This is a genomic window from Streptococcus sp. 27098_8_82 (assembly GCF_041431615.1).
GTDB classification, from domain to species: domain Bacteria; phylum Bacillota; class Bacilli; order Lactobacillales; family Streptococcaceae; genus Streptococcus; species Streptococcus sanguinis_K.
In genome coordinates this window covers 128,289-150,972 of the sequence record NZ_JAPVYB010000003.1, presented here as the reverse complement: position 1 = coordinate 150,972, position 22,684 = coordinate 128,289, and the positions used below count along the sequence as shown (strand labels likewise).

General features: G+C 43.1%; 25 protein-coding genes and 1 tRNA gene. 5 read left to right on the top strand and 21 right to left on the bottom strand.

Annotation, left to right across the window (positions count from 1 at the left end):
• The first annotated feature begins 53 nt into the window (after window positions 1-53).
• A tRNA-Leu gene (locus O3627_RS06920) sits at window positions 54-136 on the top strand.
• 15 nt (window positions 137-151) lie between these two features.
• Here the strand turns inward: O3627_RS06920 and O3627_RS06915 are convergent.
• The 7 genes from O3627_RS06915 to O3627_RS06885 form a co-directional block, all read right to left on the bottom strand.
• Entirely contained in the window at window positions 152-559 is a 408-nt protein-coding gene (locus O3627_RS06915; RefSeq protein ID WP_149565817.1) for a hypothetical protein, read from the bottom strand.
• Between the two features lie 55 nt (window positions 560-614).
• Window positions 615-1,487: a 16S rRNA (adenine(1518)-N(6)/adenine(1519)-N(6))-dimethyltransferase RsmA gene (gene rsmA, locus O3627_RS06910; protein ID WP_125382586.1), complete on the bottom strand. Its 873-nt coding sequence runs from the start codon at window positions 1,485-1,487 to the stop codon at window positions 615-617.
• Between the two features lie 20 nt (window positions 1,488-1,507).
• Window positions 1,508-2,362 (bottom strand): SDR family NAD(P)-dependent oxidoreductase, encoded by an 855-nt coding sequence (locus tag O3627_RS06905; RefSeq protein WP_125382587.1) that lies wholly within the window; start codon window positions 2,360-2,362, stop codon window positions 1,508-1,510.
• A 3-nt stretch (window positions 2,363-2,365) separates the two neighbouring features.
• Window positions 2,366-2,965, bottom strand: coding sequence for a ribonuclease M5 (gene rnmV / locus O3627_RS06900; protein WP_185756136.1), 600 nt, complete (start codon window positions 2,963-2,965; stop codon window positions 2,366-2,368).
• Window positions 2,937-3,707, bottom strand: a complete 771-nt coding sequence (locus O3627_RS06895) for a TatD family hydrolase (protein ID WP_125382590.1) — start codon at window positions 3,705-3,707, stop codon at window positions 2,937-2,939. The genes rnmV and O3627_RS06895 overlap by 29 nt, the downstream gene beginning before the upstream one ends.
• A gap of 96 nt (window positions 3,708-3,803) precedes the next feature.
• Window positions 3,804-5,045, bottom strand: coding sequence for an MFS transporter (locus O3627_RS06890; protein ID WP_125382592.1), 1,242 nt, complete (start codon window positions 5,043-5,045; stop codon window positions 3,804-3,806).
• Window positions 5,046-5,175: 130 nt separating this feature from the next.
• The gene (locus tag O3627_RS06885) at window positions 5,176-6,258 is read right to left on the bottom strand and encodes a winged helix-turn-helix transcriptional regulator (RefSeq protein WP_343092296.1); all 1,083 of its coding nucleotides are present in this window, start codon (window positions 6,256-6,258) and stop codon (window positions 5,176-5,178) included.
• A 206-nt stretch (window positions 6,259-6,464) separates the two neighbouring features.
• Between O3627_RS06885 and O3627_RS06880 the strand changes: the two genes are divergently transcribed.
• Genes O3627_RS06880 through O3627_RS06870 form a run of 3 tightly spaced genes read left to right on the top strand, consistent with a single transcriptional unit; the run spans window position 6,465 to window position 8,586 of the window.
• On the top strand, window positions 6,465-6,941 hold the full coding sequence (locus O3627_RS06880) for a DUF2975 domain-containing protein (RefSeq protein WP_002899125.1): 477 nt from the start codon (window positions 6,465-6,467) through the stop codon (window positions 6,939-6,941).
• Window positions 6,942-6,949: 8 nt separating this feature from the next.
• Entirely contained in the window at window positions 6,950-7,168 is a 219-nt protein-coding gene (locus O3627_RS06875; RefSeq protein ID WP_002899126.1) for a helix-turn-helix transcriptional regulator, read from the top strand.
• A gap of 2 nt (window positions 7,169-7,170) precedes the next feature.
• Window positions 7,171-8,586 carry a DUF4153 domain-containing protein gene (locus O3627_RS06870; RefSeq protein ID WP_343092297.1) on the top strand — a complete coding sequence of 472 codons (1,416 nt, stop codon included), beginning with the start codon at window positions 7,171-7,173 and terminating at the stop codon, window positions 8,584-8,586.
• A 129-nt stretch (window positions 8,587-8,715) separates the two neighbouring features.
• On the opposite strand, the gene O3627_RS06865 is transcribed toward O3627_RS06870, so the two are convergent.
• Window positions 8,716-9,276, bottom strand: coding sequence for a DNA-3-methyladenine glycosylase I (locus O3627_RS06865; protein WP_002917774.1), 561 nt, complete (start codon window positions 9,274-9,276; stop codon window positions 8,716-8,718).
• An 11-nt stretch (window positions 9,277-9,287) separates the two neighbouring features.
• Window positions 9,288-9,752, bottom strand: a complete 465-nt coding sequence (locus O3627_RS06860; protein ID WP_002917775.1) for a pyridoxamine 5'-phosphate oxidase family protein — start codon at window positions 9,750-9,752, stop codon at window positions 9,288-9,290.
• 24 nt (window positions 9,753-9,776) lie between these two features.
• Between O3627_RS06860 and O3627_RS06855 the strand changes: the two genes are divergently transcribed.
• Window positions 9,777-10,394, top strand: a complete 618-nt coding sequence (locus tag O3627_RS06855) for a YafY family protein (RefSeq protein WP_002917776.1) — start codon at window positions 9,777-9,779, stop codon at window positions 10,392-10,394.
• A 63-nt stretch (window positions 10,395-10,457) separates the two neighbouring features.
• On the opposite strand, the gene rpmH is transcribed toward O3627_RS06855, so the two are convergent.
• The 12 genes from rpmH to O3627_RS06795 form a co-directional block, all read right to left on the bottom strand.
• Entirely contained in the window at window positions 10,458-10,592 is a 135-nt protein-coding gene (rpmH, locus tag O3627_RS06850; RefSeq protein ID WP_002893904.1) for a 50S ribosomal protein L34, read from the bottom strand.
• A 138-nt stretch (window positions 10,593-10,730) separates the two neighbouring features.
• On the bottom strand, window positions 10,731-11,363 hold the full coding sequence (locus O3627_RS06845; protein ID WP_002917777.1) for a hypothetical protein: 633 nt from the start codon (window positions 11,361-11,363) through the stop codon (window positions 10,731-10,733).
• A gap of 17 nt (window positions 11,364-11,380) precedes the next feature.
• Window positions 11,381-12,391, bottom strand: coding sequence for a DUF6287 domain-containing protein (locus O3627_RS06840; protein WP_023916938.1), 1,011 nt, complete (start codon window positions 12,389-12,391; stop codon window positions 11,381-11,383).
• Window positions 12,392-12,446: 55 nt separating this feature from the next.
• Window positions 12,447-13,472 (bottom strand): RNA-binding cell elongation regulator Jag/EloR, encoded by a 1,026-nt coding sequence (gene jag, locus O3627_RS06835; protein ID WP_002917779.1) that lies wholly within the window; start codon window positions 13,470-13,472, stop codon window positions 12,447-12,449.
• A gap of 21 nt (window positions 13,473-13,493) precedes the next feature.
• A complete protein-coding gene (locus tag O3627_RS06830) occupies window positions 13,494-14,309 on the bottom strand; it encodes a membrane protein insertase YidC (protein ID WP_002917780.1) in 816 nt (271 codons plus the stop codon).
• Window positions 14,293-14,652, bottom strand: coding sequence for a ribonuclease P protein component (gene rnpA / locus O3627_RS06825; protein ID WP_002917781.1), 360 nt, complete (start codon window positions 14,650-14,652; stop codon window positions 14,293-14,295). The genes O3627_RS06830 and rnpA overlap by 17 nt, the downstream gene beginning before the upstream one ends.
• Window positions 14,653-14,800: 148 nt before the next feature.
• Window positions 14,801-16,186, bottom strand: a complete 1,386-nt coding sequence (gene argH, locus O3627_RS06820) for an argininosuccinate lyase (RefSeq protein WP_002917782.1) — start codon at window positions 16,184-16,186, stop codon at window positions 14,801-14,803.
• Between the two features lie 14 nt (window positions 16,187-16,200).
• On the bottom strand, window positions 16,201-17,400 hold the full coding sequence (locus tag O3627_RS06815) for an argininosuccinate synthase (RefSeq protein ID WP_002917783.1): 1,200 nt from the start codon (window positions 17,398-17,400) through the stop codon (window positions 16,201-16,203).
• 174 nt (window positions 17,401-17,574) lie between these two features.
• Window positions 17,575-18,210, bottom strand: coding sequence for a DUF6287 domain-containing protein (locus O3627_RS06810; RefSeq protein WP_125380384.1), 636 nt, complete (start codon window positions 18,208-18,210; stop codon window positions 17,575-17,577).
• Window positions 18,211-18,299: 89 nt separating this feature from the next.
• Window positions 18,300-19,757, bottom strand: coding sequence for a glutamate--tRNA ligase (gene gltX, locus O3627_RS06805; protein WP_125380383.1), 1,458 nt, complete (start codon window positions 19,755-19,757; stop codon window positions 18,300-18,302).
• A 106-nt stretch (window positions 19,758-19,863) separates the two neighbouring features.
• The gene (locus O3627_RS06800) at window positions 19,864-20,643 is read right to left on the bottom strand and encodes an alpha/beta hydrolase family protein (RefSeq protein ID WP_002911577.1); all 780 of its coding nucleotides are present in this window, start codon (window positions 20,641-20,643) and stop codon (window positions 19,864-19,866) included.
• Window positions 20,644-20,717: 74 nt separating this feature from the next.
• The gene (locus O3627_RS06795; protein WP_002899143.1) at window positions 20,718-22,385 is read right to left on the bottom strand and encodes a ribonuclease J; all 1,668 of its coding nucleotides are present in this window, start codon (window positions 22,383-22,385) and stop codon (window positions 20,718-20,720) included.
• Window positions 22,386-22,684 lie beyond the last annotated feature (299 nt).

Sequence of the window (22,684 nt, the reverse complement as noted above, 5' to 3'; positions counted from 1 at the left end):
ACTGATATTCGCTATTGGCATTTTCACAAAAATAAGTTATAATAGAATCTCAAGCGGAGGTGGTGGAACGGCAGACACGCATGCTTCAGGCGCATGTGCCCGTACGGGTGTGAGGGTTCAAATCCCTTCCTCCGCATAAAAAGCAATCCTATCATGATTGATAGGATTTTTTGTTATTATGAAGTAAAATTACACTGCTGAGAAAAGCCAGAAAGGTCAGTCCCCCTGTTAAATACTTCTCTAATAGACTCGTGGTCACAAAGAAATTGAAAACAGTAGCCAAAAAGAGAAAAACAGTTCCACTTAAGATGATCTTTCCCAAAACAGAAGACTTCAAGCTACTTCTTAGCCAACCACCAAAAGATAGATAACTAAGACTAAAGAAACCCCACAGCAAGAAAAGCAGGAAGTTAACTGGCCGCAACCATAAAGGAAATATTATATAAGCGCCGCCAAATACCAAACGTCCCAGAGGCAGACCTAGCATAAGCAGGAAATGGAGTAAAGACTGCGAAAACCAGAGCAAGGCAGAAAACAAAGACAGAAATTTCACTTTCATATGTACCTCATGAGCAAAATAGAAGACCAGCTATATAGAGCAGATCTTCTATTTTTTATAATCCCTCTGACTTCAAAGCGTCTGCCAAGCGAGCAAATTCCTCTAAACTCAGAGCTTCTCCCCGAACGCTTGGAGATAACTCCGCTCGTTCTAAAGCTGCTGTCAGTTTGCCTTTAGTCTCCTCAGACTTCCCAAAACAACTGGTCAGGTTATTCCAGAGAGTTTTCCTGCGGTGGACAAAACTGGCCTTGGAGACCTTGAAAAAGAATTTCTCATCCTGAACCTCAACTGCCGGCTGCTCTCTGCGCACCATCTTGAGAATAGCCGAATCCACATTAGGCGCTGGCACAAAGACTGTCCTCGGCACGATAAAGGCAACCTTGGCCGTCATGTAATACTGCACCGCAATCGACAAACTACCATAAGCCTTGGTATTCGGCTGAGCCGAAATCCGATCGGCCACTTCTCGCTGCATCATAACGACAAACTCACTAAAAGGAATCCCGCTCTCAATCAAATGCATGAGAATCGGTGTTGTGATGTAGTAGGGCAAGTTCGCCACTACCTTGATAGGCAGGTCTGGATTTTTAAACTCTGCTATGTACTGAGCCAGATCAACCTTGAGAATATCCTGATTGACCACGGTCACATTGTCAAAATCGCGCAGAGTATCCGCCAAAATCGGTACCAGCCGTTCATCAATCTCAAAGGCCATGACTTCGGCGGCACTTTCGGCCAAAAATTCTGTCAACGCCCCAATACCAGGACCAATCTCGATGACATTGACCTTTTTATCAATCTCAGCTGTGTCCACAATCTTCTGGAGGATGTTGGTATCAGTCAGGAAATTCTGACCGAAAGATTTTTTAAAAGTGAAACCGTGACGCTCCAGAATGGCACGGGTCACACTATGGTCTGCAATTCGCATCTTTTCTCTTTTCTAATTCTTTATTCATTATCTTTTAAGGAGGTCATTTGCCCTAGCAAGGTGTAGAGTTTTTTCTGCTCTTCTTCCTCGTAAGCAAATGCATTAGCCTTAACTTCTCTGTATTTCTCGTCATACAAAAAACCCTCATAGCCATCTTCTGTAGATAAGGCTGTATAGACTTTCGCCATTTCTTCAGGACTAATCGAAAATCTCGACTTAATTTTATACAGATTTTTCATAAAAGCGCTGAGGTGATCATAGCGGCGCATATCTACTTTGACATTGGTCACACGGATGGCCTGAACCTTGATACCTTTCCAATGCTTCCGCATATAAAGCGACAGCATCAACAAGGCCAGTTTATTCTGATAATAGGTCTTAGCAGGACTGTAATGTTTTTGTCCAGATAAATTTTCAAAATCAAGCTTCATGAAAGGATAAAGCACCAGCCCTTGGGAAGAAATATTAATAATCCGACCACTTTCTGACTTTCCCAACAAGTCTTTCAATAAGGAAGAAAGCAAGAAAGGAGCGCCCACATTGGTCGCAAATTGTTTTTCCAATCCGTCTTTGGTAAGAATCGGCTTTTTGACCGATAAATCAAAATCGGCCGCATTGTTAATTAAAACATCTAAAGTCTCTTCTTTGTGGATATACTGTTCTACCGCTTGCCTGACACTTTTCATATCAGATAAATCAACCAAGATATAATCTACATGCGGATTTTCTGCTTGTTGACGGATTTCCTCACAGGCTTGCTCAGCAGCTGCTTTTCGCCGGCAAAATAGGGTCACTGACCACCCCTTTTCAGCCAACTGTTTTGCAGCCTGATAGCCAATCCCACTATTGCCACCTGTAATAATTACTTTTTTCATTTCTTACTCCGTTAGACCTGAATATCTGAGCATGGTTTCTTCCACTTCCGCCAAAGTCACCCCAAACAATTCCAAGCGTTTAAGCAGCTGTTTGCCGTTAGAATAGCCGATACGGATCTGCTCTCCCAGATACTCTCGGCGCTGACGGCTGTCGCTTCCCATAAGCAGACCTAGGCGCACAAGATCGCTTTTGGTAATGTCAAAATTATCCTCATCATCAAAATATCCGACTAGACCAGCCAATGCCTGTTGTAAGTCCTCAAATGAAGCGTGCTCGACTCCGAGCGACCGACCTTTGTTCTTAGACTTAGGAGTCGCCTCATCTCGACGGAGAAAGGCATGCTGAGCAGTTGGCACTGCCTCCATAATCATTCGACGGATACGCTCGCCATTGTAGTCTGGATCAGTAAAGACAATAACCCCACGCAGCTGGTGCAGTTTCTCAATCCGCTCTAGGTCTTCTTCATTGATAGCGGAACCTCTCGTCTCGTAAGTGTCAACTTCGTAAAATCGCTGCAGATTGGCTGTATCATCCTTGCCCTCAACGACAATCACCTGAGTAATTTTTATCTTCTCAGTCAAGCCCAAACACCTTCTTTGCATTTTCATAGGTCGCCTGTGCCACTTCTTCAACAGGTAGCCCACGCAGCTCAGCAATTTTCTCTACAACATAGCGGGTATAGGCTGTTTTGTTTTCTCGGCCACGCTTGGGAACAGGCGCCAAGTAAGGTGCATCAGTCTCGACGAGGATTTTGTCCAAAGGCAGGTTCTGCGCAGCCTCCTGAATATCCGTCGCTTTCTTAAAGGTCACAACTCCAGAAAAGGAAATCATCATCCCTAGCTCGATAAAGCACTCTGCCATTTCCAAAGAACCCGAATAAGAATGCATAATACCACCTCGAGGGCCGACACCCTCACTATTGATAATCTCATAGGTATCCTCCAATGCGTCACGTGTGTGAACAACAAAGGGCAGGTTCAGCTCTTTGGAAAGCTGGATTTGGCGTCGAAAAACCCGCTCCTGAACATCCTTGGGCGAAGTCATCCAGTGATAGTCCAGCCCAATCTCGCCCAGAGCTAGCACTTTGGGGTGACGAAGCTTATCCAGCAGATAAGCTTCCACCGCCTCATCATAAGTCCCAGCCTCAGTCGGATGCCAGCCAATCGTAGCATAAAGCTGATCATAGTTGTCCGCTAACTCCAAGGCGCGCTCAATGGTCGGTCGGTCAAAACCGACAATATTTATTTTGCTGACGCCCATTTCTGCAGCCAGCTGCAGCTCCTCTTCCTCTCGACCAGCAAATTCTTCCACATTTAAATGCGTGTGTGTATCAAAAATTTTCATGCTTTACTTCCTTGTATTTCCTGTCCTTTATTATACCAAAAATGACCTAAAAAATCAGAAGTCTCTTCAAAGGAGAAAAAATAAGATAGCTGCCATTCAACAGCTATCCGAATCTGCCTTCAAGTTCTCCATTGGAATAATTAAGTAGAAAGACAGTGCCAGCATTAACACAAGAGGGAGGAGAATATAAATAATCCCCAAACTGCTGGCAAGAGCTATTAGCAGCATGGATAAAACACTCGGAACAGCCATACTAAATAGATTAATAGCCGACTGAATAGCTCCCATGGACTCTTCTGGAATCATACTGAATACAGATTTCTGCAATCTAGGACTTAGCAGACCGACTGTAACAGAGCAAGCAAAGCTCGCTATCAGGACAAGTAAAAAATTTTGCCAGAAAAAACCGCAAAGAATAAAACCTTCACATACTTGGCTACTATACATAGCAAGCTTCGTCGAAAGTTTTTTCAGCAAACTGCCACTCAAAATGTTCCCTAAGATCAGACCAGCGGAACTTAGAACAATTAACACGGCAATGGACTGACCAACCTGCAAATTCCAAAAAGGCCTTTTCAGCAACAAAAGAGTCGCTACTGGCGTCAGAATATTCAGAGTGACCTGTCCAAAGGTTGAAACCAATAATAACCTCACAACATTTTTCAATCCCAGTAAGACTTTAAGAGAATCCAATAAATGCTGCCAATAATTTTCTCTATTTAGCTCCTTGGCACTGCTGAGCTCCGGTTCTAAATCCTGTAAGCTTTTACTAATATGCCAAAAACCAAGGTAAGCTAGTAAGAATGTCAGAGCATTTAGTCCTGCCAAAGCTCCAATACTCATCCAAGCGATGAGAAAACCGCCAGCTAGATTCCCCAAAATATGAACCAGACTCATACTAGCCTGTCGAAAGCCCATAGCAGAGGTCATATCTTGCTCAATCACCTTTACATAAACAGGGGTCAGCATGGCACCTGAAAAATAACTCAGACTATCCGACAGAAAGTTAATCAGGCAAATCACAAGCAGAGTCAAGAAAGAGAAATCTTGTCCAAGAAGCAAAAACGTTACCAGGCTATATAGCACGACCTTACTAAACTGTATAAGCAGGTATTTATGAATACGATTCTTTTGAAAGTCCGCCGCAACTCCCGTAAAAACTTGAATTAACTGGGGTAGCGTTTCAGAAAGAGAAATCAATAAAACCGCAAGTGGAGCAAAGGAATAGGCGGAAACATAGTTCATCAAAGCCAAATAAAAAACAACGTCTCCAAAACCTGAAATCCATTGATTGATGAGCAACTGGCGAAAATTTTTGTTTTTTGTAAAAACAATCATACGACATCTCCTTTACTCTTGTTAGATTTTTGTTTAACAAATCATAGCAATAAATTAGTCAATTGTCAAATTTTTATTAGATTATTATTTTACAAAAAGAAGACCTAGAATGAATCCAGGTCTTCTCAAACTATTTTAGGTCTTGTTTGAGCTTCTCTATAATTTTTTGAATCAGTTCTTTGTTGACCGTGTATTTAACAGAATCATCATCCACCACAAGCTCCAGCAAGCCAGAATTTAGCAGCTTCTGCGTATGGAATGAGATAGAGGCTCTTGTAAGCCCCAGTTTTTTAGCTATATCTTTATTCTTGGCATGCGGTTGAATCAATTCAATCAAGACTTTATAGCGGGTTTCATCACCAAGAGTTTTTAAGGTCAGAGCCAATGTTTCATCGTTAAGCTCTGATTCCGCCTTTGATAACTGGGAACTTCTCGTCGAAAGGACTAAGGAATAGGAAGTGAAATCAGGAACCTTTTCGAGAAAAGAGTCAATAAACATGGGTGACAGAACAAAGACTCGTGTGTCCTTTTCAAGGAGCTTGGCATTCTGCTCTTCATCATCCATCACATCAGATAGGCTAAATTCTTGTTCAAAAGCTAGTACTTCCTGCTCAAACTGCTTATAAATAGGCTGATAGAGCTCGAACACTCTTTCCAGCAAGGAAACCAATTTGTCTCGAAGCTTCTCTGGATGCTGAATAGCTTGGTACCAGTACCATTTATTTTCCGGAGACTTGTCACTATTCTCTATAAGAGACAGTAGATCCTCAGGACATCCCTTAGTGACTTCCCCAGCAGAAAGCTTAAGCGATAAGCAATAGAGGATTTGCTCTGCGTCTAGTTTTTTCAAACATTCTAACAAGTCATGCAAATTGGCCGGATCTTCTCCTTTTTCTAGCAAGTAGAGGTAGAGGAGCGGAGCCAGTCCCACCGTAGCTCCTTCAAACAAACTAACCGCAACAAGCTCTCTCTTCAAGGGAAGTAAATCCTGATAGAGCTTATCATAGTGCGGCTGTACATCAAGAAGCAGCTCCTTTTGATTCTGCCGTAAATCCTTCCACATATGTTTATCAACCCTTGAAACGATGGCAGGCACCATGAGAAATTCATATAACTTACTACGATAATGAACAAGCTTTACACCCACAGATTCTTCCCTCCTTACGCATACTCCGCTTCTGACCAGAAAGAGTATACAATTCCTGTTTTTCATTATACCAAAAATCAAGCAAAATATTCATCGTCTTCTGCTCTGTTCATCTCCTGACAAGAAATCCATCTCTATAAAATAAGAACTTTTTTAGAAACTTTCATCTAGTCCTTAAGACCGATTTTGTCTTTTTTCGATATTTTCTTATTGATTATCGATAATATTCGTGTTATAGTTACTAAGAAATGAAACGTTAGTCGGAGGAAATTATGACAGACAAAATGAAAAAGACAGCTGAAGACATGAGCATTACTCTTACAAAAATCAGTATCAGCCTTTTATTTATTGCTTCCATTATCCTGATTGCTCTTGGACCTTGGGTCGTCAACCTAGTTATCGAATTTCCCTCTCCTTTCTTTCAAGGGGAGACGCGCTTTTGGGTCTTGCTGCTGCTCGGCTATGTACTAGGCTGCCTAGCTCTAGCCTGCATTGTCCATCTCTATCGGCTCCTTAGCCGCATCGGTAAAAATCAGGTTTTTATCACACAAAATGTTCAGTACATGCGCTATCTTGGCTGGGAAGTGGGCACTGTCGCTCTTATCTCTCTTTTTATGGGACTGACAGCCTACTTGCCCATGCTCTTAGTCACTGTTTCCTGCAGTATCTTGACCCTGATTATCCGTGTCATCCGCAATGCCTTTGGCAAGGCCATTGAGCTGCAGGATCAAGTGGACTACACTATTTAGGAGGTCTTATGATTCAGATAAATTTAGACCTTGTCATGGCACAAAAGCGCATCAGCGCTGGCCGTTTAGCAGAGTTGATTGACCTAACACCAGCCAATCTATCTATCCTAAAAAATAATCGAGCCAAGGCTGTCCGCTTTTCAACACTCAACGCTCTCTGCCGTGAACTAGACTGCCAGCCTGGCGACATTTTGGAGTATATCCCTGACGATGAGGAGGAGAAATAATTATGGAATATCCAGCACAAGAGCAGATGAATGTCCAGCCTTGTCTGCCCGCAGAAGCAGAACGACAGACCATCTTCACAGGCCTAGAGGATAAGCAACTGCGATTCTTTAAAATCAGCTATCTAATCCTCTATCTTTTAACCTACTTTTACTCTGCAGTATTTTTTAATTATCAAACTGCATCCTTTTTCCCTTTTGCAATCGGCCTTATATTATTAAGCGAGGCCTTAATCAGGAAATTAGCCTATCCATCTCTACAGATAAAGAATCTTGACAGCAGATTAGAGGCTAGAAGCTTTTTGGTCATGACGCTAGCTCAAGCCCTAGCTTTAAGTCTCTGGGGACTTCATCGCCAGCTAGAACTTTTCCAATTTCTGGCCATCCACATCTCATTCGCCTTCTATATTCTGTCCCGCACAGGCTGGTTAAGCCAGGGGCGTTTGGGGATTCTGGTCTGGTTTGACACGATTCAAGCCTTCTGCATCCTGCCCTTTAAAAATTTCATTGCTGCTATTCTAGTCTTTATAGAAGGCAAGCAGCAGGACTCTTCTGATAGCTCTGACAGTATGTCTTCAAAGAAAGCCCAACAGCTCGTGATTATCGTCAGCAGCTTCTTTGTTGCAGGAATCTTGGTCTACTTTGTCTGGTCCCAGCTGAGTCAGGTTTCAGACAGCTTTGCCTCCTTCTTCAGCAATACCGCTGATGTTATTGAGAATCTACTCGACTCCCTCTTTTCAAGTCTTGATAGCAGCATGATTCTCTTCAAGGCCTGCCTGGCTGTTCCTGTCAGTCTTTACCTTTATGGCCTCCTAGTTGGCAGTCTGTTAGGCAAAAAAGATACTAAACTTAGCTACAAAAAATTTCAAGCAAGCATCCGTCCTTTGCGAGTAGCACCTGCTTTCGCAGCCTACATTATCATCGGCAGCCTCTGCCTGACCTATGCTCTCTTCTTCCTAACGGGTCTGGGTGAGCTCGGTCAGCTCCTAAGCGCCGGAACAGTAGCTCAGGCTATTTCTCCGCAGAATGCTTCGACTGTTGCCGTAGCTGGCTTCTGGCAGCTGGTTCGGGTGTCTATCCTTAACTTTGTAGTCCTAGGCGTCTTCTATCTGATTGCCAAAAAGCCACTCTGGGATCAGAAAGGGACGCGATTCGCAGCTACTATTCTCTTTATCTTTACTGGTCTACTGGCCTTGCTAGCTGGCTGGAAATTATTTGGCATCTACATCTACCTTTACGGGCCAACACCGCTGCGCTTGATTTCAGCATGGTTCATCCTAGTTCTCTTGGTTTGGTGCCTACTAACTCTGATTCGTTTCTACAAACCTATCCAAGCCATTCGCATCGGTATCTTTTATGCCTTGATAAGCTTTACCTTGCTCTGCTATCTTTATCCAATGCTTTTACCAGTAGCAAAATAAGCAACTGTGCTTAACTATACACAAAAAACCAGAAAGAAAATCAATTTCTTTCTGGTTTTTTTCTCTTTTTATATCATTTACCGGCATTCGATAATAGACCGCTCATTCTTCTAACTCAAAGGAAAAAAATTATATCCTAAAATCACAGGTCAGCAAATGATCATTGACCATGCCAATGGACTGCATAAAGGCATATACAGTCGTAGAACCAACAAAAGAAAAACCTTTCTTTTTGAGTTCTTTACTAATTTTATCGGATAGATCTGTTCGAGCGGGCACCTCTTCAATACTGGACCATGAATTAAGAATCGGTTCATTATTTACAAAAGACCAAATATAAGAATCCAAACTATCATATTCTTCTTTTAATTTTAAATAGGCTTTAGCATTTTTTATAACTGCCTTTATTTTCAGCCTATTTCGTATCACTCTTTGATCACTAAGTAATTCTTCAATCTTCTGCTCGTCATAATTGGAGAGTATTTCAGGATTGAAGTTTTCATAAGCCTCTGTCATAGCATCCATTTTTGACAAAATAGTATGCCAGCTCAAGCCCGCCTGCTGACCTTCTAAAATCAACATTTTAAAGAGTTTATGCTCGTCATGCACAGGTCGCCCCCATTCATGGTCATGATAATTTCTCTCAAGCTCACTATTTTCGGCCCAATCGCACCTTTTTATCTCAACCATCTATTTTCTCCTTATAGTTTGATTTTCTCAACTTGATTATTATCTAAGACCAAGAAAGCATCCGAAAAAGATACTTCAAAAAGTTGCAAGGAGTTGCTATGCTGCTCAATAATATCTTGATAATAAGGATACTTCTGGATAAAAACGCTTTTTATATCCTCAATAGAAAGCTGGCTTTCTTTGACACTCCCTTGAATCCGGATATACCTCCCATCACCTTTCGGGACTGTTGTAAGAGCAATACGATTATTGATTGCCAGCTCTTGGATTTTATGACTATTTTTAAATGATATAAAGAACAATTTCTTTGTCTCCTCATCATAGTAAAAATTGACAATTCTTACATTTGGGATATCCTTTACAGAAGTAGCTAGAGCCATTTCTGTCTGTTCTGCCAATAAGGTCTTAAAATATTGCTTCATATTTGACTCCTTTATTATTTTCTCTAAAACTAGTATAATATAAAAAGGTATCATTATTTGAAACCATTTTATAAAAATATGGAGTTTCTCATGAATAAATCTCAAAGAATTAACGATATGCTTATTTTTCTCAATAAGAAAAGACAATTCAATCTAAAAGATATTATGAATCGATATCATATTTCAAAAAGCACTGCCCTTCGTGATATTGCCAGCCTTGAAACGTTAGGCATTCCAATTTATTCTGACTTAGGCCGGAATGGCAGTTATAAAATTCTTAGCAACGACTTGTTATCTCCTATTATTTTCTCCATAGATGAAATTTCTGCCTTGTATTTTTCCATGCTGACTCTAGAAAACTACAATATGTGCCCTTTTGATATTGACCTACAAAAATTAAAGGAAAAATTTGAAAACTCGATTTCAGAACAGCAGTTAAGCAAGATCACAAAAATTGAAAAAATCCTTCAACCAGAAGTCAGGAAAACAATCAACAACTCTCAGTTGCGAATCATTCTTGATATTTTATTGCACAGGCAGGAAGAATTTTTTCCAATTAAGTATGAACAGCAGTCTCTCCAAGTTCAATTTATCAAACTATTTAGCCACAAAGGAGACTGGTATGTGGAGGTCATAAATAAAAACACTAGCCAAAAAGAGGAACTATCCTGCCAGTCTATCGACTTTAGTCAATAAATTTAACACACAAAAAAACCAGCGGTCTCGAGTCTCCGCTGGTTTCTTGATAAATCGTTTGGATTAAGCAGCCAAAACTTTGCGTCCTTTACGACGGCGAGCTGCCAATACACGACGACCGTTTTTAGTTGACATACGGTGGCGGAAACCATGTTTACGCGCACGACGGATTTTACTTGGTTGATAAGTACGTTTCACGATGAATACCTCCTCTTAGATTCTTGTATTCGTTTAGCCGGCTAGTTGTGATCAGTTACTAAACATACTTTACTATTCTATATGATTCCGGGGCTTTTGTCAATACTTACTTAAATAACTTTCTCTTTGTAAACGTAATCATATAACCCGAGTCGCTTCATAAAAGGGAATCAAGACTGTCATGGCCTCCTGCAGCTGGGACAGCACCTGCTCTCTTGAAGCAGCTTGAGAAAGGGGAACATCGTATTTGATCAAGACCTTACGAACCTGACCGGCTGCTAACTGCTGAGTAAGGAACTGGCGATTTTCCTCAGTACCTTCAAAACGCTGACTCACACCATCTATCTGAGCAAAATAGTAAGCTGGCGGCTGAATAGGTAGCTCCAATACCCGATTTTGCTTGCTGAGGCTGTGCTCATCTTTCTTGCGCTCCATGAAGCTCACCTCCAGCGACACTCCAAAATCTTCTGTAGTTCCATACAAGCGAAGGGCGAACATCGGTTCTGTGATTTCCCCATAGCCTTTAAGATAATTCCAAAAATGCGGCCGCAGTATCTGTGCCTGATTCATCCACTGGCTGGTTCGCTCCAAGGTCAGCTTAGGATATAGGCTCTGAAAATCCTTGACCAAATCCGCAAACTCCTTACGTGCCGCCTGGCCCTTAGCTCTCAACTCCAACATAGACTCACGCAGCTGCCCTGCCTTGTCTGGAGATATATACTTAGCCCCTTGATGAGGCAGATAAGTTTCAATAGCTGGAAAAAGTGACATAAAAAATCCTTTCTTTTTTACTCTTTATAATAGAATACCTCTGAGTTATTAACATTAACACTTTGCGTAATAAGAATCCTGTCCCTCTTACGATTAGAAGCATCCATTATTTTTTGATTATCCAAAGTCATAGACATATCTACACCAGCAGGAATAAATAATATTGCTGCACCCGGACCACCATAGGATACACCACCCTCTAAATAGGAGTTGACTATTTTAAACTGATTTCCTAATTTTAGCCCATTAGTCACCAAACCATTTTTATCAAAGGTCAGCTCTTCTCCATTTCCATTTTTCCACGTACCTTCAATACTTGAGAAATCACCGTTTTGAATGCTCGATAAATCCATTTGAGTTGAAATTTCTGGATTGTCCTCTGCTCCTACGGAGCTTATTGATTTATAAGATTCAATATCTTTCCAAGTCAACGAAGCTAGATCAACTTCTTTTTTAGAAGCTAACCCAAAAACTGAATCTACGCTTTTTTCAGAATTTGAATCTACACCTGCTATTTGAAAATCTGCTTCTTTTAGCACATCTATACCACTATTATCAGATCTCAGTCGATAAAGATAACCCTTAGCATCAGGACTTAGAGAGTGCCATTGAGCATAAAAGACTGTTCCATCTGTATATATTGTGGCGCTTTCTCGACTTCCACCTGCTGAAGCTACTTTTGATTGAGCTAAATAAGTTGATGTTCCTTGATTCAAATAATAAATAGCCGCTAAATAATAAGCCCCATCAGAATGATGTCCTGTGATTAATTCATTCGTTCCATTTTTATCAATATCATAGAATGTGTATATCTGCGCACGGCCTTCAGAAGTATCTTTTGTTAATTTATCCAAAGTCGAAGCATATAATTTTTCATCTTGTTCTACTGAAATCGAAGAACTCTTTTGCTCTTTGTCCAATGTACTCTTACTCGAATCAGGAGTATTCTCCTGATTCTTTATTTTATTTTGACCACAGGCAGCAAGTAATGCTAACCCTAAAATAATTAGAAAAACTCTCTTCTTCATAATTCTTTCTCCTGGTTTATTACTACAAAAACCAGCATCTCTGCTGGCTTTCTTTTTATTCGCTGTCAATATCTACAACGACATAGCGGTTAGGCTCGTCGCCTTCGGAATAGCTTGTCACGCCATCGATGCGAGAGATGATGCGGTGGATAATTTTGCGCTCGCTGTTAGACATAGGGTCTGTGTGCTGACCGCGTCGGTCTTCCAAAGCCCGCTGAGCCAGTTTCTGCGCATAGCTTTGCAGTACTTCTGCCCGATGCTCAACATAGTCATTGACATTAATGGAAATATAGAAGCTCTTAGAATATTGGTTATAAAGATAGTTTTGCGCCAATAGCTGCAGAGCTTTCAAGACTTTTCCATGGTAGCCAATCACGCGCCCTGGTTCATTGGTATCAATCTGCATGTTGATAGTTCGGCGGTTGTGGCTGCTGGAAATGCCCGCTTCCACATCCATCTCATCCACGATTTGCTGAACATAGTTCGTTACGTTTTCAACTACTTCTTCGATATCATAGTCTGCTTCGACTTGGATACCTAAGTCAGCAAAAGAGCTTTCTTCTGTTTCTGTCGGCTCAGTCTTGTCTTTAGCCGCTTGTTCAAAAGAGATAACCTTGCTATCGTCCGCTTCTGCTTGAGCAACGGCCTCATCAATAGCTTGATTGGTCTTGAGAAGATCAATGGTACCAGTCTCTTCTAAAATCGTATTGGCTTGCTTGTCATTTTTGAGAATTTCAGCCTTGACCTCATCCGAGATAACTTCGCCTTCTCCTTCGACCTTCTTGATAGCAGCTACCACACGGCCCAAATCAACCGTTGCTTCACTGACAGACTGCACAGGCTCATTCTGAGCGTTAATCTCTTCGGGAACACCTTTTACAGCCTTTTGATTGGCTTTAACAACTGTCGTCTCAGCAATCGGCTCGACATCCACCTGAGCTGGCTTCTTGCCAAACAGACCTAAAAAGCCTTTTTTCTCACGTGAAATAACAGTGATATGCGCTCTCATACGTGGAATATCCAACGTTTTCAAACCATTTTGAATGGCTTCTTCAACACTTGCTCCTGTAAAAATAACCATTGCAAGAGTCCTCCTTCTTACTTACTTTTTCTTTTTCTGTGCTTTTTTTAGGGCACGTTTCTTTTTCTGTTCCAATTGGCGCTCTGACCGTTCCTTGGCTTCCCGCTCGGCAATGATTTTAAAAGGATTGCTCAGCAGCAAGGTCTGAACCACCTGATAAGCATTTGAGACCGCCCAGTAGAGAGCTACCCCACTCGCTGCATAGAAGGCAAAAAAGAAAATCGCAACTGGCAACAGGTACATCATGACTGTCATCCCGCCATTTCTCTCAGGCAAGGCTTTGTTTGAAAGCCACGTACTGAGGAAAGTGAAGAGAGCCGCCAACAGCGGAAGAATAAAGGTCGGATCTGTCGCTCCTAGATTGAGCCAGAGGAAGTGACCTGTCTTCATAAAATCAACCCGAGTCAGGGCTTGAAACAGAGCCAAGAGCACTGGCATCTGGATAAAGAGCGGAATGAATGAGGCATAAGGATTGACACCCATTTCTTTGTAGAGCTTTTGAGTTTCCTCAGCCAAGGCTGTTCTGCTCTCCATGTCCTTGCCAGGATACTTTTCCTGCAGGCGCTTGATATGCGGCTGTGCTTCCTGCAGCTTGCGCGAAGAAGTCGTCTGGAATTGGAAGACCGGCAGGAGCACTGTCCGGATAATCAAGGTAAAGAGAATAATCCCAATCCCCTTGCTTCCACCAAAGGATAGAAAACGAATGGTATCCGCAAAGAAATAGACCAACTTTTCCCAGAAGCCATGTGAATCGGCCGTTACTTGACTGGTTCCGCAGGCTGTGAGAAAGAGCAGCGAGGCAACCAGCAAAATCCCTAATTTACTTTTCTGTTTCACAAATGAATCCTTCCTGATAAAGTTTAGCAATTTTTAACACATGCAATAAATTTTGTTCAACTTGGTGGTAGTCCAACTCTTCCACTCCTTTGCGAGCGATAACGACGAAGTCCGCCTGGACTAACTGTTTCTGATGCTGCATCAAAACATGGCGGATTTTTCTTTTAATACGATTACGAACCACTGCATTCCCCAGCTTTTTGCTGACCGAAATTCCAACCCGAAAATGCTTTTGCTCTTTTTCTAACATGTAAACGACAAATTTTCGATTAGCAAAACTCTGTCCTCTTTTAAAAATCGCATTAAAATCTTTTTCGCTCTTGACGCGATAGTTTTTTCTCAAAACTCAACTCCATCCACCAAAATTATATCTATTATACCATATTTTTCGAAAATGCCAATAAGAGCCGCTATGACGCCGTTTTTGCAAATATTTAAAAGGTCAATTCACCAAAAGAACACCGCAATTCTCTTGCGATGTTCCCTATATCTTATTCCTTTTTCAGCTGTCTCTTCGCCCTTTCCAACTCCTGACGAATCTGTGCAAATCCTGTTCCGCCAAGGGAATCCCGCTTTTGTACAGCGGTCTGCGACTCAAGAGCTTGATAAATATCTCCCTCAATCAGCGACGACACTTCCTGATAGCGAGTCAGCGGGATATCCTGTAGATAATAGCCTGCCTTGCTGCATTCCAGCACTAACTTTCCGACAATCTCATGGGCTTCCCGGAAAGGCAGTCCTTTCTTGGCCAGATAGTCAGCCAATTCCGTCGCATTGGAGAAGTCTTGCTGAGTTGAAACCAGCATTTTTTCTTTGTTTACTGTCATACTAGACAGCATACCCGCCATAATATCCAGCGATTTTTGGATGGTATCTACTGTATTGAACATGCCCTCCTTGTCTTCCTGCAAATCCTTATTATAGGCCAAGGGCAGGGATTTCATTACCGTCAGAAGACTGAAGAGATGGCCATAAACCCGGCCGCTCTTACCCCGAATCAGCTCCGCCATGTCCGGATTTTTCTTTTGTGGCATGATGGAAGAGCCAGTGCTAAAGGTGTCTGACAGACTGACAAAGCCATATTCATAGCTGCACCAGTTAATCAGCTCCTCGCAGAGACGAGACAGATGCATGATGAGAATGCTGCTGTTAGATAGAAATTCCAAGATAAAGTCTCGATCACTGACCGCATCCAAGGAATTGTGGTAAATGCCTTTGAATCCCAATAAATCAGCCGTCAGCTCTCGGTTAATCGGAAATGTTGTCCCCGCCAGAGCCGCCGCTCCCAAAGGAGACAAATCCGTATGCTCCAGATTAAAGGCAAAGCGCTGACTATCCCGGCTGAACATCTGATAATAGGCCAGCAGATGATGGGCAAAGCTAATCGGCTGAGCATGCTGCAGATGGGTATAGCCTGGCATGATAGTCTCTACATGCTCCTCAGCCAAGTCCAGCAGCACCTGACGCAGATTCAAGAGTTTATCCGCAATCTGACCGAGCTGATCCTTGAGATAGAGGTGCATATCTGTCGCCACCTGGTCATTACGGGAGCGAGCCGTATGAAGCTTGCCAGCTACTGGCCCAATCTCCTCAGTCAGAAGAGCCTCCATATTCATATGAATATCTTCATTACGCACATCAAACTCAAGCTCTCCAGCCTCATAACGTGCTAACAGCTTTTCCAAGCCCGCTTGAATAGCAGCTGCTTCCTCTGGAGCAATAATTCCTGTCTGCCCCAGCATTTTGACATGGGCTAGGCTGCCCTGCAGATCATAAGGAGCCAGACGATAGTCAAAGCCAATGCTGGCGCCAAATTCCTCTACCCAGCCTTCGAGAGAGGCTTCAAAACGTCCGCCCCACAGTTTATGATTCGCCATAGGAAAGCCCCTTTCTATTTGTCCTTGTGAGCCTGAACCTCTGCGTGAACCTTAGACGGAAGGCCCCACAGCTTGATAAAGCCAATCGCGGCATCCTGGTCAAAGGTATCTGCACTGGTATAGGTAGCCAGACTTTCATCGTAAAGAGAATTGTCAGACTTACGCGCTACAACTGTAGCAGAACCCTTATAAAGCTTCACCTTAGCTGTACCATTGACCACCTGCTGGGTGGACTTGAGATAGGCAATCAGAGCTTCTGTCGCTGGGTTAAACCAGAGGCCATTGTAGATGAGATTAGATAGTTCGTTTTCGATAATTGGCTTGAAATGAGCCAGTTCTCTGACTAGAGTCAGATCCTCGATTTCCTTGTGGGCAGCCAATAGAGTCACCGCCCCAGGGCATTCATAGATTTCCCGAGACTTAATCCCTACCAGACGATTTTCTACATGGTCAATCCGCCCAACACCGTGCTGTCCAGCTAGGTCATTTAGCTCAAGAATCAAGTCCGCCAGCTTCATCTTTTTGCCATCTAAAGCAACTGGCACGCCCGCCTCAAAGTCAATATTTACATAGAGTGGGCTGTCTGGTGCTGCTTCTGGTGCAACCGTCAAATCATAGGCGTCTTCCGGTGCTTCATTCCAAGGATTTTCCAAGACACCGCACTCATTGGCTCGTCCCCAAAGGTTTTGATCGACTGAGTAAGGACTATCCAGATCTGCAGGAATTGGCACACCATTAGCTTTGGCGTAATTGATTTCTTCTTCCCGAGACCATTTCCACTCCCGAACCGGAGCAATGACCTTGAGACTGGGATCCAAGGAAGCGATAGCGACTTCAAAACGAACCTGATCATTTCCTTTTCCGGTACAGCCATGGGCAATGGTTGTCGCCCCCGTCTTGTGGGCAATTTCAACCAATTTCTTAGAAATCAAAGGTCGGCTCAGAGCGGACACTAGAGGATATTTTCGTTCGTAGAAGGTGTGTCCTTGCAGAGCAACCAAGACGTAGTCTTCTGCAAACTCGTCTTTAACATCAATAACATGTGATTCGATAGCACCAACTTTCAGCGCCTTGTCATGAATGAAATCCAAATCATTTCCTTCACCTACGTCCATACAGACCGCGATCACATCATAATCCTTGTTCAGCCAAGTAATGGCCACCGAAGTGTCCAAGCCGCCGGAATATGCTAAAATGACTTTCTCTTTAACCATATGATTACCTCTATCCTTCTACATTTTATTTTTAAACATTCTACTGTATGAAAATGCGAATGTCAAGAGAAATTTTAATATTTATTAAAATAAAAGCGTTTTATCGATTTTTATTCAGAATCAATATATTATATACTGGACTTAAAATAAGAAAAAAGAGTCCATCAAGACTCCTTATTTTACGCGGTAAAAAACATCAGGATGTTCGGAAACGCTCTGGGTGATGATGAAACGATCTTGACTGGTATCAGTCGGATCTGTCCCATTGACAGTCTCTCCAGCTGGCAGACTCTTTCCTGCTGGAATGATGAGAAAGGCAGCACCGGTTTGGTTTTTCCAACGAATTCCTGCTCGAAAAATCCCATTTTCATCTGGCCCAGAGTAATCTCCTGTCTCAAGCTTGGCAACATCTGACTCTATACCAGACGCATCGAATGTATAGCTGTTCCCTTTGGCATCCTGCCAAGTACCAATCATGCTGGAAAAATCTCCAGAAGCAATAGCCTTCATATCCAAACTAGAAGTTGGTGCCGTCTCTTTCTCTCCTTTGCTAGCTTCCTTGGCAGACTTTTCAGCTTCAGTTTCCGAATTCTGCTTAGAGCCTGTATCAGAAGTTTCCTGACTATCTGCGTCGCCAGAAAGTTCGCTCGAATTGCTCTCTCTTTCAGACTTTTTAGAAGATGCAGAGCTAGGCGAACTTACTTTAGAATTGTTGGAAGCTGGAGTCGTTTGCTCTTTCTTTTGATTACAGGTTACTAGCACGAGTAAGGCTAGTAATCCTCCAATCAAGATAATGATCCATTTTTTCATTTCTCTCTCCTTAAGGTATTTTCTTATTACAATTGTGACATAAAAACAAAAATTTGCAAAGTAAAAACCAGCTTTCAAGCTGGTTTGTCTTATTGAATTTGATTCAGCATGTTTTCGATATGCTGGATGGATTTTTCACGGCCTAATAGGTAAATCGTATCTGGCAGTTCTGGTCCATGCATTTCACCCGAAACGGCAATCCGAATCGGCATAAAGAGGTTTTTGCCCTTGATTCCTGTCTCTTTTTGGACAGCCTTGATTTGAGGGAAGATGTTTTCTGTCACAAAATCTGCATCCGACATAGCTTCTAGCTTTTCCTTGAAAGCTGTCAACACGGTCGGTACCGTTTCACCAGCCATGACCTCACGCTCCGCATCTGTCAACTCTGGGAAGTCCGCAAAGAAGAGGTCTGTCAGCGGCACAATTTCATCTACAGACTTCATTTGTGGTTTGTAGAGCTCTACAAGCTTTTCTGCCTTATCGGTCAAACGGCCCGCTTCTTCCAAATATGGCTTAGCTAGAGCGAAAATTGTGTCAAAATCCGCATTCTTGATGTATTCGTTGTTCATCCAGTCCAGCTTCTTCTGGTCAAAAGCAGCTGGAGACTTGCTGAGACGTTTTTCATCAAAAAGCTCGATCAATTCTTGGCGAGAGAAAATCTCATGCTCACCGCCAGGATTCCAGCCTAGCAGTGCAATAAAGTTAAAGACTGCTTCTGGCAGGTAGCCCTTCTTGCGATAATCCTCGATAAACTGCAAGGTATTGGTGTCGCGCTTGGACAGCTTCTTACCTGTTTCAGAGTTGATAATCAGGGTCATGTGCCCAAATTCTGGAGCTTCCCAGCCTAGAGCTTCATAAACCATGAGCTGCTTAGGGGTGTTGGCAATGTGGTCATCTCCACGAATAACGTGTGAGATTTCCATCAGATGGTCATCAATAACCACAGCAAAGTTATAAGTTGGGTAGCCGTCTTTCTTCTGGATTACCCAGTCACCACCGATATTTCCGCCTTCAAACTCAATTTCGCCCTTGACCATGTCAGTCCACTTATAGACACCAGCTTCATTGACAACCAGACGAACCGTCGGAATAATCCCCGCTGCTTCACGCTCAGCGATGTAGGCTGCCTTTTCTTCCTCTGACATGCCTAGAAACTCATTGATATAACGCGGGGTTTCACCAGCTGCTTCCTGACGTTCACGTTCGGCCGCTAATTCTTCCTCAGTCACATAGGACTTGTAAGCCAAGCCCTTGTCCAAGAGTTCATTAACGTATTTTTGGTAAATATCCAAGCGCTCAGACTGGCGGTAGTTTTCGTGAGTCTCAGGACTTTCATCCCAGTCAATACCCAGCCAGCGTAAGTTTTCAAGCTGTGAGCGTTCTCCGTCTTCTACATGGCGCTTGCGGTCTGTATCCTCAATACGGATAATGAAGGTTCCACCATAGTGACGAGCATAGAGGTAGTTAAAGAGCGCAGTCCGCGCATTTCCGATGTGTAAAAGTCCAGTCGGACTTGGTGCATAACGCACTCGAATCGCTTTTGTCAAAGTTCCATTCTCCTATTTGCATTTCGGGGAATCACTCCCACTCCGATTTTCAAACGTAATCATTATATCATACTCTGAAGGCAGAATACGACTTTACAGTCTATTTTTATGACAGGCGCTCTTCCAGCTGGAAGTCGATAGGAAGCCAGGCCAGTACATTCTCCAACTGCTTTTCCCAGTAATACCACTCATGCTTACCTGGACTGTGGCTGTAAGTAATCTCCAAGCCTAAGTCTTGCAGGTTTTTCACTGCCTCCTGATTGGCCTTGTAGAGAAAGTCTTCTTCGCCACACCATGCCCAAAGCTTAGTCTTTTTATCAGATTGCTTGGCTATACTTTCCAGCGAATGGGGGCTGCTGGTCCAGTCTTTATAGTCTCCAAAAACTCCTCGCCAATAGGCTGGCGTTGCCATCTCAGCATTGTCTGGACGAGCATCAAGAAAACTCAAAGCGCCAGAAAGACTAGCTGCGTATGAAAAGCGGTTAGACTTGAGAGCCAGCTTAAAGGCTCCATATCCGCCCATGGAAAGACCAGCGATAAAATTCTTCTCCCGCTTATCCGACATATTTGGGAAAAAGCGCTTGAGCACCCGAGGCAGCTCCTCAGCGATGGCTTCGTAATAGTTAAAACCGTACTGAGTATCGGTGTACCAGCCATTGCTAGTATTAGGCATGACAACAATCAAGTTGGTTGAGCGAACCAGACGCTCAATATTTGAGCGCTTGAGCCAGCTATTGTGATTCCCGTTCATACCATGAAGCAGATACAAAACAGGAATGTCCTTATCATCCGGCTTGTCCACGCGTGCTGCATCCGGATAGAGGATATTGACACCCCATTCCATCTCCAAAGCCTCAGAATAATACTCTATTTTCATCACTGCCATTCGCATTTCTCCTTCGTATCTTCCTGACAAGAAAAAGCCGAAACCCGACTTTTCTTGTATTTGTGTTGAGATTTTTACCGCACTTCCATAACAACCGGCAAAATAGCTGGGCGACGCTTGGTTTGGTCAAAGAGATATTTGGCCAGACTGTCACGGACAGCTCCCTTCAGTTCACCCCAGTCAAAGCTATCCTGCGCCAGATAGTCTTCCACGGTTTTATTGATAATGTCAGAGCTTTCGCGCAAAATATCTCTGCTCTTCTTGACATAGACAAATCCACGGGTGTGTACCTTAGCCTTGGAAATGATTTTCTTTTCCTTACGGTTAACCGTGAGTGCCACGATGAAAATGCCATCTTCAGACAAAACCTTGCGGTCACGCAGGACGATATTGCCCACATCCCCAATCGCATTTCCATCAATCATGACATCTCCTGCTGACACAGCACCAGCCGGCACAAAATCACCATGGTCGTATTCCATGATGCTGCCCCGCTTAGGAATGAAGATATTTTCCGGCAGCATGCCAACTTCCATGGCAGCCTTGGCATGAGCATCCAGTCCGCGGTACTCACCCTGAATAGGGAAGAGGTACTTAGGCTGCAGCAGGTTAATCATGAGCTGCAAATCACGCGCATTCCCGTGACCTGAAACCCGCAGGTTTTGGGTAATCAGCTTGACAATGCCCCCAGCCTGATAAATCATATTTTCCACGCGAGCCACGACCGCTTCCTTGGCAATAGAAGGCGTTGTTACGATGTAAATCAAATCGCCTTCCTTGATTTCCACATAGCGGTGGCGGCCGATTGACATCTTGCGCAGACCATTGATAGGCTCACCCATCCGGCCAGTCTCCAAGATAATCAGCTCATGATCTTCAAACTTAGACATTTCCTTGGGCTTGATCAAGAGGCGTTCGTCCACCAAGGACAGCTTCTTGAGGCGGATAGCCGTACGAACGATGTTTTCAACATCAAAGCCTGTCAAAACCACTCGGCGGCCAGTCTCTGCAGCTGCATCAAAGACCTGCTGGATACGAGACAAGTTGCTGGCAACCGCCGCAACAATCACACGACCATCCCAGTCAGCAATCGTATCTTCGATTTCCTTGCCGACCTCGCTCTCACTAGCCACCTGAACAGTGCTGTCGGCATTGGCTGAATCACTGAGCAAGGCCAGAACACCCTCGCGGCCAATCTCAGCCAGACGGCCAAAGTCTGTCGCATAGGATGGGCTGGCAGACTGGTCAAACTTGAAATCGCCTGTATAAACGATGCTGCCTTTTCTGGTCTTGATGACAACTCCCAAACTCTCAGGAATCGAGTGAGTCGTCCGGAAGAAGGAAACTACTGTTTTGCCAAATTCAATCTCAGTATTTTCATCAATCACATGGAAATCATTGAACTTCTTAACCGCATCGTTATTTTTAACAAAAAGCTTAGCTAGCTCAATTGTCAACTCTGATCCAAAAACTGGCACCTTAGCATCTGCCAGAAGATTAGGCAGAGCACCAATCGCATCCGCGTGCCCGTGCGTCAGAAAGACACCCGCAATCCGCTTCTTGTTTTCAAACAAATAGTCCATGTTGGGAACGACATAATCCACACCCAATTGTTCATTTTCTGGATACTTCAGCCCAACATCCAATACAAAAATGGAATCATCCACTTCGGCAACGTAGAGATTTTTTCCATTTTCACGTACGCCGCCCAAAGCAATCAGTTTAATATTGCTCTTGCTCATTTTTTCTCCTATTCAATTTTCAGAACCTCACTTTTATCAAAGATTCTTTATTTTATTACTAACGGTCCTTGGCTAGCCAAGTCGAATTACAGTCTTGCAAACCAAAGGTTCGCATATCCAATCTATTATAGCATTTTTTCATGTTTTTTCAAAGTCAAGTGTGCCTTCTTAGCGCCCTTGGCTACAAAAAAAGCAGTTCAAAATATGAACTACCATTTTTTATTAATTTCTAGTATGCATACTTGCTACCGGAAGGTAATCGCTGAATCAAGTATGTGAAGCCTCTACTAACTTTATAA